This window comes from Telluria sp. RT2P19, assembly GCF_059685725.1.
The window spans coordinates 182,770-199,799 of the sequence record NZ_JCASIL010000003.1; the positions used below are offsets into that span (position 1 = coordinate 182,770).

Annotated in this window: 17 protein-coding genes; 6 read left to right on the forward strand and 11 right to left on the reverse strand. The window is 68.9% G+C overall.

Going from position 1 to position 17,030, the window contains the following annotated elements; all coding sequences use genetic code 11:
- Positions 1–19 precede the first annotated feature (19 nt).
- The 10 genes from AC56KW_RS05095 to AC56KW_RS05140 all read right to left on the reverse strand — a co-directional run bounded on the left by AC56KW_RS05095 (position 20) and on the right by AC56KW_RS05140 (position 9,743).
- On the reverse strand, positions 20–205 hold the full coding sequence (locus AC56KW_RS05095; RefSeq protein WP_497169648.1) for a hypothetical protein: 186 nt from the start codon (positions 203–205) through the stop codon (positions 20–22).
- Positions 205–717 carry a hypothetical protein gene (locus tag AC56KW_RS05100; RefSeq protein WP_497169649.1) on the reverse strand — a complete coding sequence of 171 codons (513 nt, stop codon included), beginning with the start codon at positions 715–717 and terminating at the stop codon, positions 205–207. The genes AC56KW_RS05095 and AC56KW_RS05100 overlap by 1 nt, the downstream gene beginning before the upstream one ends.
- Before the next feature lie 68 nt (positions 718–785).
- A complete protein-coding gene (locus tag AC56KW_RS05105; protein WP_497169650.1) occupies positions 786–1,922 on the reverse strand; it encodes a porin in 1,137 nt (378 codons plus the stop codon).
- Positions 1,923–2,360: 438 nt separating this feature from the next.
- A complete protein-coding gene (gene dmpG / locus AC56KW_RS05110; protein WP_497169651.1) occupies positions 2,361–3,389 on the reverse strand; it encodes a 4-hydroxy-2-oxovalerate aldolase in 1,029 nt (342 codons plus the stop codon).
- Between the two features lie 10 nt (positions 3,390–3,399).
- Positions 3,400–4,359, reverse strand: coding sequence for an acetaldehyde dehydrogenase (acetylating) (locus AC56KW_RS05115; protein ID WP_497169652.1), 960 nt, complete (start codon positions 4,357–4,359; stop codon positions 3,400–3,402).
- Between the two features lie 14 nt (positions 4,360–4,373).
- A complete protein-coding gene (locus AC56KW_RS05120) occupies positions 4,374–5,180 on the reverse strand; it encodes a fumarylacetoacetate hydrolase family protein (protein ID WP_497169653.1) in 807 nt (268 codons plus the stop codon).
- 31 nt (positions 5,181–5,211) lie between these two features.
- Complete coding sequence (locus tag AC56KW_RS05125; RefSeq protein ID WP_497169654.1) at positions 5,212–6,348, reverse strand: CaiB/BaiF CoA transferase family protein; 1,137 nt, start codon at positions 6,346–6,348, stop codon at positions 5,212–5,214.
- A 14-nt stretch (positions 6,349–6,362) separates the two neighbouring features.
- Positions 6,363–7,535 (reverse strand): acyl-CoA dehydrogenase family protein, encoded by a 1,173-nt coding sequence (locus AC56KW_RS05130; RefSeq protein ID WP_497169655.1) that lies wholly within the window; start codon positions 7,533–7,535, stop codon positions 6,363–6,365.
- A gap of 72 nt (positions 7,536–7,607) precedes the next feature.
- A complete protein-coding gene (locus AC56KW_RS05135) occupies positions 7,608–8,798 on the reverse strand; it encodes a Rieske 2Fe-2S domain-containing protein (protein ID WP_497169656.1) in 1,191 nt (396 codons plus the stop codon).
- Between the two features lie 18 nt (positions 8,799–8,816).
- Entirely contained in the window at positions 8,817–9,743 is a 927-nt protein-coding gene (locus AC56KW_RS05140; RefSeq protein ID WP_497169657.1) for an SDR family NAD(P)-dependent oxidoreductase, read from the reverse strand.
- Between the two features lie 274 nt (positions 9,744–10,017).
- Between AC56KW_RS05140 and AC56KW_RS05145 the strand changes: the two genes are divergently transcribed.
- The gene (locus AC56KW_RS05145) at positions 10,018–11,232 is read left to right on the forward strand and encodes a flavin reductase (protein ID WP_497169658.1); all 1,215 of its coding nucleotides are present in this window, start codon (positions 10,018–10,020) and stop codon (positions 11,230–11,232) included.
- Between the two features lie 98 nt (positions 11,233–11,330).
- Positions 11,331–12,224, forward strand: coding sequence for a LysR family transcriptional regulator (locus AC56KW_RS05150; RefSeq protein WP_497169659.1), 894 nt, complete (start codon positions 11,331–11,333; stop codon positions 12,222–12,224).
- On the opposite strand, the gene AC56KW_RS05155 is transcribed toward AC56KW_RS05150, so the two are convergent.
- Positions 12,210–13,121: a LysR family transcriptional regulator gene (locus AC56KW_RS05155; RefSeq protein WP_497169660.1), complete on the reverse strand. Its 912-nt coding sequence runs from the start codon at positions 13,119–13,121 to the stop codon at positions 12,210–12,212. The genes AC56KW_RS05150 and AC56KW_RS05155 overlap by 15 nt on opposite strands.
- Before the next feature lie 108 nt (positions 13,122–13,229).
- On the opposite strand from AC56KW_RS05155, the gene AC56KW_RS05160 reads away from it, so the two are divergent.
- The 4 genes from AC56KW_RS05160 to maiA are packed head-to-tail and all read left to right on the forward strand — an operon-like array spanning position 13,230 to position 16,977.
- Positions 13,230–14,447 (forward strand): 3-hydroxybenzoate 6-monooxygenase, encoded by a 1,218-nt coding sequence (locus tag AC56KW_RS05160; RefSeq protein ID WP_497169661.1) that lies wholly within the window; start codon positions 13,230–13,232, stop codon positions 14,445–14,447.
- An 18-nt stretch (positions 14,448–14,465) separates the two neighbouring features.
- On the forward strand, positions 14,466–15,542 hold the full coding sequence (gene gtdA / locus AC56KW_RS05165) for a gentisate 1,2-dioxygenase (protein WP_497169662.1): 1,077 nt from the start codon (positions 14,466–14,468) through the stop codon (positions 15,540–15,542).
- Between the two features lie 24 nt (positions 15,543–15,566).
- Positions 15,567–16,277: a fumarylacetoacetate hydrolase family protein gene (locus AC56KW_RS05170; RefSeq protein WP_497169663.1), complete on the forward strand. Its 711-nt coding sequence runs from the start codon at positions 15,567–15,569 to the stop codon at positions 16,275–16,277.
- A 55-nt stretch (positions 16,278–16,332) separates the two neighbouring features.
- Entirely contained in the window at positions 16,333–16,977 is a 645-nt protein-coding gene (gene maiA, locus AC56KW_RS05175) for a maleylacetoacetate isomerase (RefSeq protein ID WP_497169664.1), read from the forward strand.
- The last annotated feature ends 53 nt before the right edge of the window (positions 16,978–17,030 follow it).

A 17,030-nucleotide genomic window follows, 5' to 3' on the forward strand; every position in this document is an offset into this window, starting at 1 on the left:
GTATGGGGCGGCGCCAGGCTCAGTCCTTGCTGCCGCGGTCGCGCACCAGCATCCAGACCAGGCCGGCCCACGAGGTCGCAAACGCGACCAGGTCATAGTTGCGGATCGGCCGGAAGGTGGTGTAGAACAGGCCGGTCGAGCCGATATACGCAGCGGCGGTCAGCAACAGGCAGACGACCACGGCAATCCATTGGGAACGGTTCATCAGTGCACCTCGCTTGCGACAGTGGTAGGACGGGTGATCGGACGGCTGGCGGGCGCAGCGCCGGCGCCGCGCAGCGGACGGTAGGCGGCGGCGCCGTCCCACAGCCACAGCGGCTCGAGTTTGGGCCGCAGGACAGCGGCGATCCAGCCGCTGTAGGCCAGCAGCAGCACGCCGTTCAGGAATAGTTCCTGCGGTCCGGTAAACAGCTGGCGCGGCGTAGCCACGATGAAGGTATTGAGCCAGAAGATGTTGACCGTGGCCGGGAATTCCAGAATCAGGCCGAGCAGCGTGAAGCGGTTGGTCAGGATCAGCGCACCGGTGACGATCTCGAGATACTTGATCATCTGGTACAGGTAGATATTGGCGTTGGCCTGCACCCATTCGCCGCCGACGCCAGGAATGTCGGGCACATAGCCGGTCATGGCATAGCGGATGCCGGAGAACAGCAGGTGGGCGCCGAAATACAGGCGCAGCCAGTGGATGATGTAGTACCAGGGCGATTGCTTGGACATGCGAACTCCTCGTTGAAGCGGGGGATAATCCGGGTGTCGCCACCCGGGATTGCACTAGCGGGCAGCGTTTAGAAACGCCAGGTCATGCCGGTGGTGATGGCATCCACCGATTCACCGGCCCGCGGCAGCGGACTCTGGAATACCGGATAGGCGGCCCGGGCATCTTGTGACAGATGGGTCGCGGCCACCATCAGCATCAGGCGGCGCGAGACCTCATAGGTGTACGCAATGCCGTAGTTCTTCGCGTCGCTGTCCACTGCCCCGCTCGAATACAGGCCGTACGTCATGCGCACGGTACCGCGCGCGGTGACCGGGATCGCCACGCCGAACAGGCGCACAGATTCGCTGTTGCCGTTCAGGACCCCGCCGGCGCGCCGGGTCGGGTCGGTCGACTCGCGCCGGATGTAGCTGAAATACGGGTGGACCGGTCCGGCCTGGTACTTGGCGCCGAACGCAATTTCGGAGTTCGACTCGGTGGCCAGGCGCGCGCCGGCGCCGTCAGTGGCGCCTGCCTTCACATACAGCAGGCCCAGCTGCAGCGGTCCGGCGACATAGTCGGCCGCCGCCTCGAGCAGCGTAGCCTGGGTGGCGGCGCCCTCGTTCGGGCTGTACGACAGCCTGCCCTGCACGCCGCCCACGCGTGGCGAGGTATAGCCGATGGTGTTTTCGGTGCGCCCGGTCGGATTGATCAGGAAGCCGGTCGGCGCGCCGGTGCCGGAGGCCACGCCCGGCAGCGGCGAACCGAGGGTCGTCACCACGCCCCAGGCGTCCATCGCCGGCAGCAGCATCGGGTCATAGGTCGGGAAGAAATCGTAGGTCGGCCCCTGCTGCCGGCCGAGGCGCAGCGAACCGAGTTCGCGGTGTGCCAGTTCGACGTAGGCCTGGCGGCTGAACACGCGGTTCGGGTTGCCGTTGGTGGAACTCGATGAGCCGTTGTCCAGGTTGATGCCGGCTTCATAGCGGGCAGTGACGCTCCAGCCCTGCCCCAGGTTCTCGCTGGCCAGGAAGCCGATGCGCGACCCCGATCCGCCGGCATGCATCGCGGTCTTGGACTCGCCCGAAGTGCGGTAGCGCGCAATCGAGATGTCGGCCACGCCGTACACCTTGACGCCGTCCGTCGGGGCCTGCGGTGCGCGCGGCGCTTCCTGGGCCAACGCCGCGGCGCTCGCGCACAGTGCGGTCATGCCCGCAACAAATTTTTTCATGCTGTCTCCATTTATATCGGTATGCAGGTAATCCTGCTGCCGGCGCGGCCCTTCTTGTGGGGGCTCGATGCGCAGCGGCACTGGTCTGGCTTGGTTATGCGGCGCGCTCGCTCCCTGACAGGGGTGGGGCGACGCGGCGTACCAGCGCCGCGGCGCGCCCGCGAAGGGCGTGGGGATCGAACTGTGCGGGCGCGTACGCAGCGACCCGGATGGGGGTCGGTGCGGGCCTGCGGGCGCTGTGGTCGGGCGCGTGGGGCATGTCGGGATCTCCGGGGTTCTCAGTAATCCTGAGCGTTTGCTCTGGAAGTATTGTTCTAGAATTCTCTAACTGTAGCCGATCCGGTGCAAGCCGAATCCTCGCATCGCTGCTATACGCTTTTTGCATCGATCGGCCCGCGCCGCCAGGCAGCGGCGGCGTGGCATGGCGGCGGACCGACCTCAGGCTGCCGCGCGTTCCTTGATCATATCCAGCGCGACGTCCACGATCATGTCTTCCTGGCCGCCCACCATGCGGCGCTTGCCCAGTTCGACCAGGATGTCGAAGGCAGGAATGCCATACCTGGCCGACGCAGCTTCGGCATGGCGCAGGAAGCTCGAATACACGCCGGCGTAGCCCAGCGCCAGGGTTTCCCGGTCGACCCGCACCGGGCGCTCCTGCAGCGGACGCACGATGTCCTCGGCCGCGTCGATCAGCATCTTGACGTCGCAGCCATGCTTGAGGCCCATGCGGTCGGCGGCGGCGATGAACACTTCCAGCGGCGCGTTGCCGGCGCCTGCGCCCATGCCGGTCAGGCTGGCGTCGATGCGGTCGCAGCCATGCTCGAGCGCCACCAGCGAATTGGCCACGCCCAGGGCCAGGTTGTGGTGGGCGTGCATGCCGGTCTGGGTCTCCGGCTTGAGGACCTCCTTGAAGGCCTTGAAGCGCGCCGCGATATCGTACATATTCATCGCGCCGCCGGAATCGACCACATACACGCACTGGGCGCCGTAGCTCTCCATCAGCTTGGCCTGCTGCGCCAGCGCTTCCGGCGTGATCATGTGGCTCATCATCAGGAAGCCCACCGTGTCCATACCCAGCTCGCGCGCATACTCGATGTGCTGGCGCGAGACGTCCGCCTCGGTGCAGTGGGTGGCCACGCGCACGATGCGCGCGCCGGCGTCGTAGGCGTTCTTCAGGTCGTGGATGGTGCCGATGCCGGGCAACAGCAGCGTGGCCACCTTGGCATGCGTGACGGCGCCGGCCACCGCCGCGATCCATTCGAGGTCGCTGTGCGCGCCGAAGCCGTAGTTGAAGCTCGATCCACGCAGGCCGTCGCCGTGCGCCACTTCGATCGAGTCGACCTTGGCGGCGTCGAGCGCGCGCGCGATCTGCACCGCCTGCTCGATCGAATACTGGTGGCGCACCGCGTGCATGCCGTCACGCAGGGTGACGTCCGAAACGTGGATTTTCTTGTCGTGGTTGAACATGGATTCTCCGTCAGGCTGCCAGGGCGGCGGCCGACATGCCGGCGGCGATCCGCTCGGCCGTCGCCATCGCGGCGCTGGTCATGATATCGAGGTTGCCGGCATACGCCGGCAGGTAGTGGGCGGCGCCTTCGACTTCGAGGAAGATCGAGACCTTCAGGCCGGCCTGGCGGCCGATCTCGGGCAGGTTCAGCGCCTGCTCGGGGCCGAAGCGCTCGAACTGCACTTCCTGCTTCAAGCGGTAGCCCGGCACGTAGCGCGCGACGTCGGCCGCCATCGTGGCGACCGAGGCGCGGATCGCGTCCTGGTCGGCGTCGAGCGCGGCCAGGCAGTACACGGTGTCGCGCATGATCAGCGGCGGCTCGGCCGGATTCATAATGATGATCGCCTTGCCCTGGCGCGCCCCGCCCACCTCGACGATCGCACGCGAGGTGGTCTCGGTGAATTCATCGATGTTGGCGCGCGTACCCGGGCCGGCCGACTTGCTGGCGATCGACGCGACGATCTCGGCGTAGTGGACCGGGGCCACGCGCGACACCGCGGCCACCATCGGGATGGTGGCCTGGCCGCCACAGGTGACCATATTGACGTTGGGCGCGGCGACGTGGTCGGCGCCGTTGACCACCGGGATGCAATACGGGCCGATCGCGGCCGGCGTCAGGTCGATCATGCGCAGCCCCGGGCGCAGGCCGCGCAGGAAGGCGTCGTTCTTGATATGGGCCGAGGCCGAGGTGGCGTCGAACACGATGTCGATGCCGTCGAATTCGGGCATCCGGGCCAGGCCTTCCACGCCCTCGTGGGTGACGGCCACGCCCATCCGCGCCGCGCGCGCCAGTCCGTCCGAGGCCGGATCGATGCCGACCATGACACCCATCTCGAGGTGCTCGCCGTGGCGCAGGATCTTGATCATCAGGTCGGTGCCGATATTGCCGGAGCCAATGATGGCTACCCGTTTCTTGGTTTGCTGGGTCATGCTGGATTCCTTGGTCATTGTCCGAATGCGGCGCGCACTTCGCCCAGGCCGCCGATCTGGGCGACAAAGCGGTCGCCCGGCGCCACCGCCACCATCGGGCCGAGCGCGCCCGTGAGCAGCACCTCGCCGGCGCGCAGCGGCGTGCCGACCCTGACCATCATGTCGGCCAGCCACAGCGCCGCGTTGAGCGGATTGCCCAGGCAGGCGGCGCCGCTGCCGCTCGATACCGTCTCGCCGCCGCGCTCGAGCGTCATGGCGCAGGTGGCCAGGTCGAAGCGGTCCAGCTTCACCGGGCGCGAGCCGAGCACGAACAGGCTCGAGGAGGCGTTGTCGGCGACGGTGTCGAGCAGCTTGATGTTCCAGTTCTCGATGCGGCTGCCCACCACCTCGAGCGCCGGCAGCGCATAGGCGGTGGCCGAGATCAGGTCGGCGTAGGTATGGCGCTCGAAGGTCAGGTCACGCTCGAGCACCAGCGCGATCTCGGCCTCGATCTTCGGCTGCAGGGTGCGCGCCATCGGGATTTCCTCGCTGTCGCCGAAGGCCATGTCGGCGAACAGCATGCCGAAGTCGGGCGAGTCGACGCCCAGCTGCTGCTGCACGGCGACCGAGGTCAGGCCGATCTTGCGTCCGACCACGCGCGCGCCGGCGGCGATGCGCCGCTCGGCGTTGTATTGCTGGATGGCGTAGGCGCAGGCCACCGGGTCGGCGCCGGCGGCGGCGGCTGTTTCGAGGATGCGCTCGCGCAGCGGCGCGCACGGCACGCCGCTGCGCTCGGCCGCCGCGAGCAGGCCGGCGATCTCGCTGATCTGTTGCTGGTTCATGGTGTGCTCTCTTGGTAGGATGGGGCCGGCGTCAGCCGAGCCCGAATTCGGCGCGGATCGCCGCGTCGTGTTCGCCGAGGACCGGCGCCGGGCGCGTGGTCGGGCCGCGCGCGCCGTCGATGGTCAGGGGGCGGTGGATGCAGGTCATCGGCCCGTGTTCCGGATGCGCGGTCTCATAAAAGGTGCCGGCCTGGCGCACCTGCGGGTCCTGCATCACTTCCGGGATGGTGTTTACCGGCGCGAACGGCACGTCGCTGGCGCCCAGGCGTTCGCACCACTCGGCGCGGGTGCGGGTGCGGAAGGTACGCGCCACCTCGGCGTTGAGCGCGCCGTAGTTGCGGGTGCGCAGCTCGGGGCCCAGGAAGCGGCTGTCCTCGACCAGGTCGGGCCGCTCGATCACCGCCACGAAGGCCTGCCAGAACTTTTCCACCGACGACAGGTGCACCGCCACCAGGCGGCCGTCGGCGCAGGCGAACGCATGCGACTGCGAGATCGCCACCCGGGTCTGCGGCCCGGGCGCGGCCCCGAGGCGCGTGTACTGGGCGAAACCTTCGGGCGAGAACGCGATCGAGGCCTCCAGCATATTGACTTCGACCCGGGCGCCGGTGCCGCTGCGCTGGCGCCCCAACAGGGCGCCCAGGATGCCGTAGCTGGCGTACATGCCGGTCACGTTGTCGGAAATGGTCGGCCCGCCCATGGCCGGCTGCGCCGGATCGAGCATCTGGCTTGCCAGGCCCGACAGGCCCAGCGCCACCGCGTCGTAGCAGGGGCGGTCGCGATACGGACCCTCGGCGCCGAAGCCGGTGATCGAGCACCAGACCAGGCGCGGGTTGATCTCGGCCAGCGTCGCCTCGCTCAGGCCGAGGCGCGCCATCACGCCCGGCCGGTAGTTCTCGAGCAGCACGTCGGCGCGCGCCAGCAGCAGCTTCAGGTCGGCCCGGCCGGCCTCGGACTGCAGGTCGAGCTGGATGCTTTCCTTGTTGCGGTTATACGAGGCGAAGTGCGGGCTGTACAGCTTGCCCGCATGGCGGCGGAACGGATCGCCGCCGTTCGGATGCTCGACCTTGATGACGCGGGCGCCGAGGTCGGCCAGCATCATGCCGGCCAGCGGCGCGGTCAGGACGGTGCCCAGTTCGATGACCAGGATATCGTCTAAAGCGTGGTTCATGCTCACTCCGTCAGTCAGGCGTAATGTTTCAGGATCTGGCGCGCGAGCGTGGTGCGCAGCACCTCGGTCGGGCCTTCGGTGATGCGGTAGCTGCGCAGGTCGCGCCAGAAGCGCTCGATCGGCGTGTCCTCGGTCAGGCCCATGCCGCCGTGCAGCTGCATGCAGTCGTCGACGATGCGCCAGGCCGCCTCCACCCCGAAGGTCTTGATCATGAAGGTCTCCATGCGCGCTTCCAGCCCGGCGTCGGTCTTGCGCGCCGCGTCGTACACCAGGAGGCGCGTGCAATACAGTTCGGTGAAGCCGTCGGCGATCATCCACTGCACGCCCTGGCGCTCGGCCAGCGCCTGGCCGAAGGTCTTGCGCTGGTGCGCATATTCGGCGGTCAGCGCCAGGCAGCGCTCGGCCGCGCCGCAGGCATGCGCGCCCTGGCGCACCCGGCCGTAGTTGATATAGCCCTGGGCCAGCGCGAAACCGCGCCCTTCCTCGCCCACCAGGTTCTCGAACGGCACCAGGGCGTCCTCGAAGCTGATCTCGCTCGGGGCGTCGCCCATCATGGTTTTTTCCGAACTGGCCAGCTTCACGCCCGGCGTATCGAGGTCGACGATGAAGCACGAGATGCCGCCGCGCGCGCCCTTCTCGGGATCGGTGACCGCCATCACGATGGCGAAGTCGGCCACCGCGGCGCGCGTGATGTAGCGCTTCACCCCGTTCAGGCGCCAGCCGGCCTCGGTGCGCACCGCGCGGGTGCGCATCATCGACGGGTCGGAACCGGCGTCCGGTTCGGTCTGGGCGAAGCACGAACGCTTGCTGCCGTCCAGCACCGGCTGCAGGTAGCGCGCGCGCTGGGCCTCGTCCAGGCCGAGCAGGATCGGGCCGACCATCGGGCCGAAGATGCCGTGGTCGCGGACCCAGGAAGCGGCGGTGCTGCGCCCGACTTCTTCCCAGAATACGGCCAGCGCCAGCAGGGGCAGGCCCTGGCCGCCGAATTCCTCGGGCACGTCCATCAGCCAGAAGCCGGCCTGTTGCGCGCGCTGGCGCAGGGCCGCGGCCTGTTCGGGCGGCAGCATGCCATTGGCGCCGACGGCGTGTTCGAGCGGGATCAGTTCGCGTTCGACGAAGCGGCGGATCGAGTCGCGAAACTGCAGCAGCTCCTCGGGGAGCGAGTCATGGGGGGTCAGATCGAGCATGGTAAGAGTCCGGCGGGAATGGTGGAAGGGAGCGGCGCGGCGATCGTTCGCCGCACCGCTCGCTGGGAAGCGTCAGGCGGCGTCCTGGCCCGGCTGGCTGGGCAGCGCGTCGGCGTCGTGCAGCGAGCGCCATTCCTTGGTCGGCTGTCCGGCCTGGAGCAGCTCCATCTCGCGGAAGAACAGCTTGCGCAGGGTGACGATGCCGAGGTCGGAACGGCCCAGGATCTCGTCCTCGCGCGCCGTGACGCGCGCCTGGCCGCGGATCGACAGGTAGTCCTGGGCGGCGGTCAGGCCGACGAAGATGTCGTCCGGGTTGTTCCACTCGCGCGAAGCGAACAGCTCGTCGTGGTGTTCGGCCGGGTCGTACTTGCCGTACTTGGCGAAGTAGTCGGTAAAGCGCTGGCGCGCCTCGTCGCTCGCGCCCGGGGCCTGGCCATAGATCATGAAGCGGGTGGTGTTCATCTCGTCGTTCGGGATCATCCACACGAACACGTCGATCCACGGGTCGTCCGGCGTCAGGCCGGGCACGGTGACGTGGTTATTGTTCGGGAAGGTCCAGTCGCTGACCCGCACATTGGTCTCGGAACGGCGCGCGGTCTGGCGGATGCCGGCCGACGTTTCCTCGTACGACAGTTCCGGAATCGCGCCGGTCACCGCCTTGCCGAACGGGCCCACCGTGAGCGCCATGTGCACGAAGCTCACATGGACCGCGTCGAGCGAATTCTCCACCTGCTGGAACCAGTTGTTGTCCCAGCGTTCGCGGCCGTTGGCGACCAGGGTGCCTTCGCGCTCGAGGCGCAGCTTGCGCGGCAGGTCGAATTCGGGCGCCTCGCCCTCGCCCATGTAGGCGAACACGAGCCCCATGTATTCGCGTACCGGATAGCCCGGGATCTGCGTGCGGGGCATGCCGGTATTGGCCTCGGCCGGGCGGTTGACGCAGGCGCCCTTGCCGTCGAACTGCCAGCCGTGGTAGATGCAGCGGATTTCCTCGCCCACCACCCAGCCGGTGTGCAGCAGCGTGCGGCGGTGGGCGCAGCGGCCACCCACCAGGTGCAGCGCGCCGCTCTCGCCGCGGTACAGGGTCAGCTCCTCGCCCATGATCAGGAGCGGGATGGCGGCGCCGGCGGCGACGTCCTCGGCCAGCGCGACCGGCTGCCAGAACTTGCGCAGCAGGCGGCCCATCGGCTTGCAGCGGCTGCATTCGGTCAGTTGCTTGAACTGTTGGGCGCGTTCTTCGCGCCGCTGGTCCTGGATGGTGTCCATATTGTCTCCGTGTCGTTGTCAGTGTCGTTCGATCGGCTGGCCGAGCAGCTCGGTCAGCAATTCCTGCTCTTCGCCGTAGCGCGTCACGCGGGTGGCGCGGGCGTAGTCGTTGATGTCGCGCGGATCGTGCTTGCCGGGGGTCCAGGTGGGGTATTTGTGGCGCAGGCCGGCGTCGACCGCCATGTCCGAACCGGTCATGCAGGACGACTCGTCCGACGCCAGGAACACGGCGGCCCACGCCAGGTCGGCCGCGCGCGGGAAGCGCCGCAGCGGCAGCTGGTCCAGGTATTCCTGGCGCGAGTAGAAGCCGCGCCGCGCCGGCTGGACCCAGTCCGGGTCGAACATCTCGTCGCGCATCGTGCTCCACAACTGGTGCTCCATCGAGCACGGCGTGATGGTGTTGACCCGGATGCCGTGGTGCGCCAGGTCCATCGCCGCCGAGCGCGCGAAGTTGAGCAGGCCGGCCTTGGCCGCGCAGTACGACGCGCCGTCGGCCTCGCCGAAGTGGGCTGCGGTCGACATCACGTGGATGATGCTGCCCCGGGCGCCGCAGTCGAGCATGGCGCGCGCGCCGTGGCGGGTGGCGTGCAGGCCGGCGGTGGCGAAGCTGGCGACCGAATCGTCCCAGTCGTCGAGCTGCATGTTCAGGACGTCGTCCCAATGCACGCGCCCGGCCATGTTGACCACGATGTCCAGGCGGCCGTAGCGCTCGACGGTGGCGCCGATGGCGCGCCGCACGGCGGCGTCGTCGCGGGCGTCGCACACCATGCCGGTGGCTTCCCAGCCGCGTTCGCGGATGAAGTCGGCGGTGGCGGTCGCCGCCTCTTCCTTGATGTCGGTGACGCACACGCTGGCGCCTTCTCGCGCCAGGAAGTGGGCGATGGTGCCTCCGATGTTCGGTCCCGCGCCAAACACGATGGCGACTTTGTCCTTCAATCTGTCCATGGTTCTTCTTGTCTCCAGGTTGCCGTGACCGGCATGCCGCGGCGGTCAACGTAGAGCATTGTTAACGCTGCGCGGCGGCGATACAAGACGAATACCTTCAAGGCTACTATGCGCAAAACGCATGGTTCGCGGCGGCACGCGGCCGCGCCCTGTCCGCCGGGGGCATCGCTTAAATTTCTTGAATTAATATTCTAGAACGATATAATCAACCGCATGTTCAGCCGCCCGCCACGGGCGCCAGCCATAGCATTTACAACGAGACAGCGAGACATCCATGCACACCCCTACCCCAGCCAGCCCGGTCGACGGCGCCCGTTTTCGCGAGGTGCTCGGGAGCTACCCGACCGGCGTCGCCATCGTCACCTGCATCGACCAGGACGGCCTGCCGGCCGGCATGGTGATCGGCACGTTCACCTCGGTGTCGCTCGACCCGCCACTGATCGGCTACCTGCCGATGAAGTCCTCACGCACCTTCGCCCGCATGCGCGCCTCGCCCGGCTTTTGCGTCAACATCCTGGCGGCCGACCAGGAAACGGTGTGCCAGCATTTCGCCGCGCCGAGCGAGGACAAGTTCGCCGGCCTGGCCTGGCACGCGAGCCCGGCCGGCAACCCGGTACTGGACGGCGTGGTGGCCTGGATCGACTGCGACTACGCCAGCGTGACCGAGGTGGGCGACCACTACATCGTGCTGGGCGGCGTCAAGGACATGGCGCTCGAACGCGACACCGCGCCGCTGCTGTTCTTCCAGCGCGGCTATGGGCGCTTCACGCCGGGGCCGCTGGTGGCGGTGGCCGAGCGCGAGACGATCGAAGCGGTGCAGCTGGCCGAGATCGGCCGCGACGAGATGGAAGCGGTGGCGGTCGAGCTCGAGGCCGAGTGCAGCCTGGTCGCGGCGGTCGGCGGCGACGTGGTGTACGTGGCGACCGAGAACCGCTCGCCCGACTTCCGCCTGCGCAGCCGGCTCGGCCTGCGGGTGCCGTGCGCGCCGCCGCTGGCGCCGCTGTTCGTGGGCAGCCCGGGTGCGCCCGGCGAGGCCGAATGGATCGCGCGCCTGGGCCGGGCCGACCAGGACACCATCGACGCCTCGCGCGCCCAGCTCGAGCGAGTGCGCGCGCGCGGCTGGTCGATCGCGCTGCAGGGCCCGGACGACGGCGACAGCCTCGAACAGATGGTAGCGCTGTATTCCGACCGGCACCGGACCCCGGGCCAGGAGCGCCGCCTGCTGGCGGCGGCCAAGGAGCGCGCCCGCCTGCACGAGCCGGCCGAGCTGAGCGATGACGGCCGCTACGACCTGCGCCACCTGTCGGTGCCGGTGCGCGACGGCGCCGGCCAGGTGGTGCTGGTGCTGCGCCTGGCCGCACTGCCGCCCGGCGCCAGCCTGGCCCAGGTGCACGCATGGCTGGAACGCCTGAAGCAGTCGGCGGCGCGCCTGGAGCTGCAGCTTGCCGCGCGCCGCGAAGCGCCCACGGCGCAGGCGCTGCGCGCCTGAGCATGCGGCCGGCCCGCCCGGGCCGGCTAGCCGTGCACCGCGGGTACGCTGTACACTGGCACGCTTGAGATTTCACCGATGAGGATGGTCCAGTCAGTATGGAGATTACCCAGATCCGCCACTTCGTGCGCATCGCCGAGACCGGCAGCTACATCAAGGCCGCCGACCTGCTCAATATCGGCCAGTCGACCTTGAGCCGCCAGGTACGGGCGATCGAGGTCGAGCTGCGCGCCAGCCTGTTCTACCGGCACGGGCGCGGCGTGCTGCTGACCGAGGCCGGCAAGAAGTTCCTGGAATACGCGCGCGGCGTGCTGCACCTGATGGATTCGGCCGCGATCGCGGTGCGCGATTCCGAGTCGGCCTTTTCGGGCCAGCTGGTGATCGGCATGACCCCGAGCATCGGGCGCGCCTGCATCGCGGCGCTGGTGCCGACCTTGACCTCGCTGTACCCGCGCGCGTCGATCAGCGTCGTCGAAGGCCTGTCGGGCGCGCTGTACGATGCGGTGCTGCTGGGCCAGCTCGATTTCGCCCTGCTGTACAACCCGCCCGCCTCGCCCAATATCAGGATCACGCCGATCGTGTCCGAACCGCTGTACCTGGTGGGCGCCGCCCCGGTCGGCGACGACCCGGACCGCGTCGACCTGTCCGCCGTGGCCGGGCTGCCGCTGATCCTGCCACATGGGAACCACTCGGTGCGGGTCGCGGTCGAATCCGCCGCCGCGCGGCTGGGGCTCGGGGTCAACCTGCGGCTGCAGGTCGACTCCACCTATTCCACCATGGAGCTGGTGGCCCAGGGCATGGGCCACTCGATCGTGCCGCGCCTGGTGGGCCGCGGCGCCGGGCTGCCGGCGCTGGCCTGGCAGCGGATCGAACAGCCCGCGCTGGAGACCACGCTGTGCATGGTGCTGCCGGCCCAGCAGCCGACCAACCCGCTGGTCGCCGCCGCGGCCGAGGAAGTGCGCGCGGGCCTGGCGCGGCTACTCGTGGACTGAGTCGCCACGGTCCAGGAACAGGGCCGCGAGCGCCTGGCGCAGCCAGCGGTTCGACACATCGGCATGGTAGCGCTCGTGCCAGTGCTGCTTGACCTGGAACCGGGGCAGGTCGACCGGCACCGGCCAGACCCGCACGGCTTCGTTCGCCGCCACCTCGGCCGCATAGCGGGACGGGACGATCGCCAGCAGTTCGGTCTGCGCGACGATGCGCGCGACGCCCAGGAAACTGGGCAGCTTGAGCGCGATCCTGCGCTCGACTCCCTCGGCCCCCAGCACCTTGTCGACGATCGCATGCCCGGTGCCCGAGGTCAGGACGCGGATGTGCGCCTCGCTGCGCAGGGCGTCCATGTCGAGCGCGCCCTGCACGCGCGGGTGCCTGGTCGCGGCCAGGCACACGAAACGCTGGTCGAACAGCACCTGCTGGTAGAAACCGGCCTCGAGATGGGGCATGAAGCCCACCGCCAGGTCGATGCTGCCGTCGGCCAGCTCGGCCGGGCTCTCGGGCGAGATCTTGGAAATCGCCACCCGGATGGCCGGTCCGACCTCGCGCAGGTGGTTCAACAGGCGTGGCAGCAGCACGATCTCGCTGATGTCGGTCATGCAGATCCGGAACTCGCGCTCGCTCGCGCCCGGGTCGAACAGCGGCTGGTCGGCCAGCGCATGCTGCAGCGCCTGCAGTGCGCACCGCACGTCCCCGATCGCGTTCTGGGCGCGCGGCGTCGGTAGCATGCCGCGCGCGGTGCGACTGAACAACCGGTCGTTGAAGTGCTCGCGCAGGCGCCCCAGCCCGACGCTCACCGTCGACTGTGGCAGGCCGAGGTTGGCCGCCGCCCGGGTCACGTTGCCGGTCTTGTAGATCTCGTCGAAGATCGCGAGCAGTTCCACGTCGAAGCCCATGACACCCCCTCACTATTAAGAAACATGATTATCATAATCAAGCTTCATCAGTTTCTCAAATAAAGATCGCGAGGCACACTGGCGGCAACACCATCTCAGGAGACCGCCATGCACCCAACCGACCCGGCCCTGCCGTCCGTCATCATCGCCGGCGCCGGCATCGGCGGCATCGCCGCCGCGCTGGCGCTCTCGCAGCTGGGGCTGCGGGTGACCGTGCTCGAGCAGGCCCCCGAACTGGGCGAGATCGGCGCCGGCCTGCAGCTCGGCCCGAACGCCTTCGCCGCCCTCGACGCGCTTGGCGCGGGCGACCGGGTGCGCGAGCACGCCGTGTTCACCGACCGCCTGGTCATGATGGACGCGGTCGACTGCGGCACCGTCGCCAGCTTCGACGTCGGCGCCGCCTTCCGCGCGCGCTTCGGCAATCCCTACGCCGTGATCCACCGCGCCGACATCCATACCGCCATCCTGGAACAGGTGCGCGGCATCCCGAACATCGAACTGGTGACCTCGTGCCGCATCGACACCATCGACCAGGACGCGCACGGCGTGACCGTCGGCGCCGCCGACGGGCGCCGCTTCCAGGCCGACTACCTGATCGGCTGCGACGGCGTCAAGTCGGTGGCGCGCGAGGCCGTGGTCGGGGACGACGTGCGCGTCTCCGGGCACGTGGTGTACCGCGCCGTGGTGCCGGTCGCCGACATGCCCGAGGAACTGCGCATGAACGCGCCGGTGGTGTGGGCCGGACCGAACTGCCACCTGGTGCATTACCCGCTGCGCGGGGGCGACCAGTACAACCTGGTCGTCACCTTCCACAGCCGCGTACCGGAGAGCTGGGGCGTCACCGACGGCAGCAAGGAAGAGGTGCTGTCCTACTTCGACGGAGTCGCCGCGCTGCCGCGCAAGCTGCTGGACCTGCCGTCGAGCTGGCGGCGCTGGAGCACGGCCGACCGCGACCCGGTCGACAACTGGACGCGCGGGCGCATCACGCTGCTGGGCGACGCCGCCCATCCGATGATGCAGTACCTGGCGCAAGGCGCCTGCATGGCGCTCGAGGACGCCGTGACCCTGGGCGCCGCGGTACGCCACTGCGGCTACGACATGCAGGCCGCCTTCGCGCTCTACCAGCGCTCGCGCATTACCCGCACCGCGCGGGTGGTGCTGTCGGTGCGCGAGATGGGCCGCCTGTACCACGCCGCCGGCGTCGAGCGCCTGGTGCGCAATGCCATGTGGGCCGGCCGCACGCCTGCCGGATTCTACGAGGCCCTGGCCTGGCTGTACGACTGGAACGCCGCCAGCTGCCTCGCCCTCGACGCCCCCGCCCGCTAGAACGAAGGAGACCTGACCATGAAGACCGACCTGCCGCAACCCCACCTGCTCGCGGCGCGCCGCGCGATCTATGACGACATGCAGGCACTGCACCTGTCCCCGCTGTGGGAATCGCTGCACACGCTGGTGCCGCGCCAGCCCACGCCCGGCTACGAGGCGGCGCTGTGGCGCTACGCGGAAATCCTGCCGCACCTGACGCGCGCCGGCGAACTGATCTCGGCCGAGGAGGCCGTGCGCCGCGTGCTGATCCTGGAAAACCCGGCGCTCAAGGGCAGCGCCTCGATCACGCGCACCTTGTATGCGGGCCTGCAGCTGATCCTGCCCGGCGAGATCGCCCCCGCCCACCGCCATACCCAGTCGGCGCTGCGTTTCATCGTCGATGGCAAGGGCGCCTATACGGCGGTCGACGGCGAGCGCACCATGATGCGCCCGGGCGACTTCATCCTGACGCCGGCCTGGGCCTGGCACGACCACGGCAACCCCGGCATCGACGGGGTCAGCGAGCCGGTGGTCTGGCTCGACGGGCTGGACATCCCCACGGTGCGCTTCTTCAGCAGCGGCTTCGCCGAGAACGGCGACAGCGCCAGCCAGCCGATCGCGCGCCCCGAGGGCCGCAGCTTCGCCGCCTACGGCAACAATATGGCACCGGTGCGCCAATTGCACGCGGGCGCCAGCTCGCCGATCTTCAACTATCCCTATGAACGCTCGCGCGAGGCGCTCGAGGCCCTGCGCCGCCAGCAGGAAATCGATGCCTGGCTCGGCGTCAAGCTGCGCTATGTGAATCCGCTGACCGGCGGCGCGCCGATGCCGACCATCGGCGCCTGCATGCAGCTGCTGCCGGCGGGCTTTCGCGGCCTGCCCCACCGCAGCACCGACGGCACCGTCTACAGCGTGGTGGAGGGACATGGCGAGGCCATCATCGGCGGGCGCCGCTTCGCGTTCGCGCCGCGCGACACCTTCGTGGTGCCGTCGTGGTCCACCCTGGTCTTCGAGACCGACGAAGACGCGGTGCTGTTCAGTTTCTCGGACCGTCCGGTGCTGCAGGCGATCGGCCAGCTGCGCGAGGAATTCCTGCCCGCCCAATCGCGCGAATAAGCAACCACTTTCAGAAAGCATGCCATGAACGACAACTTCATCATCCCCGCCCAGGCCATCGTCGGCCTGCCCGTCAACGGCAGCGACGCCGCTTTCCCGGTGCGCCGCATCTACTGCGTCGGCCGCAACTATGCCGCCCACGCGCGCGAGATGGGCTTCGACCCGGACCGCGAACCGCCATTCTTCTTCTGCAAGCCGAACGACGCCGAGTCGGTGGTGCCGGTGCCCGCGGGCGCCCGCGTCGCGCTGCCCTACCCGCCGCGCACCGAGAACTACCACTACGAGATCGAGCTGGTGGTGGCGATCGGCAAGGCCGGGCGCGACATCGCGCCCGAGGACGCCGCGGCCCACATCTTCGGCTACGCCGTGGGCCTGGACATGACCCGGCGCGACCTGCAGATGCGCATGCGCGAGCAGGGCCGTCCCTGGGAGATCGGCAAGGCCTTCGACTACTCGGCGCCCATCGGCCCGATCACCCGCATCGCCGATTGCGGCGCGCTCGACGCCGGCGCCATCGACCTGACCGTCGACGGCGCGACGGTGCAGAGCAGCGACCTGGCAAAGCTGATCTGGAACGTCAGCGAGACGATCGCCCAGCTGTCGACGCTGTTCGAGCTGCGCCCTGGCGACCTGATCATGACCGGCACCCCCGAGGGCGTGGGCGCGGTGCGCCCCGGCCAGCGCATGGTCGGCAGCGTCGCCGGACTGACGCCGATCGAGGTCGACGTCGTCTGAACTACGAGTCGCGCCACGCGAGTCGCGCGCCCCTGCAACCGTCCCGGGACCCACCATGAAGCTGCATACCTTTTTCCGTAGTTCCGCGTCCTACCGGGTGCGCATCGCCCTGAACCTGAAGGGCATGCCGGCCGTCCACGCCCATGTGCACCTGTCGAAGAACGGCGGCGAGCAGTTCGGCCCGCAGTTCGACGCGCTCAACCCGCAGCACCTGCTGCCGGTGCTCGAGCACGACGACCTGGTCCTGCCGCAGTCGCTGGCCATCATCGAATACCTCGATGAAACCCATCCGGCCATCCCGCTGCTGCCGGCCGATGCGGCCGCCCGCGCGCGCGTACGGGCCCTGTCGCAGCTGATCACCTGCGACATCCATCCGCTCAATAACCTGCGGGTGCTGAAGTACCTGAGCGGGGAGCTGGGCCTGGCCGACGCGCAAAAGAACACCTGGTACCGCCACTGGGTGGCGCTGGGACTCGAGGCGCTCGAAAGCCAGCTGGCGCGCAGCCCGCAGACGGGCCTGTTCTGCCATGGCGATACGCCTACCATGGCGGACTGCTGCCTCGTGCCGCAGCTGTACAACGCGCGCCGCTTCGACTGCGACCTGGCGCCCTACCCGACCATTCGCGCCATCGAGGCGCGCTGCGAAGCCCTGGAGGCGTTCGCGACCGCACGACCGGAAGCACAGCCGGATGCTGCCTAACTCACAGGAACGAACACGATGACGCCTACGCCAGAACGCCCAAGCCTGCTGGA